Source organism: Staphylococcus sp. GDX7P312P (assembly GCF_008385775.1).
Lineage (GTDB): Bacteria > Bacillota > Bacilli > Staphylococcales > Staphylococcaceae > Staphylococcus > Staphylococcus haemolyticus.
In genome coordinates, this window is sequence record NZ_VUKI01000102.1 from 1 (window position 1) to 249 (window position 249).

Sequence of the window (249 nt, forward strand, 5' to 3'; positions counted from 1 at the left end):
CTGCGTGACTTAGACGTTTGGCTATGGCTGCCTGATCTTCCACGTCTTTGGTGAAAATTCCTTTCCGCAATACGCGCGGCTCCAGCGCATCTGGCGAGATTGATACCTGGCTACGGGTGCCACGGTTTATCGATTGGTAGTAGTGCTGAACTGTCTGATGCGTGGCACGGCTTCCCTCGATGCCGCGCTCAAGACCCAATTTTTTTACTGATTCAGCGTAGGTGCTCTGATCGTCACGCATCTTTGACC

The 249-nt window shown here is 53.0% G+C and carries 1 protein-coding gene; it reads right to left on the reverse strand.

The genetic code is table 11. The features are described 5' to 3' along the window. A partial coding sequence (locus tag F1592_RS13910; RefSeq protein WP_223197253.1) for a plasmid recombination protein occupies window positions 1-249 on the reverse strand: 249 nt, incomplete at both ends.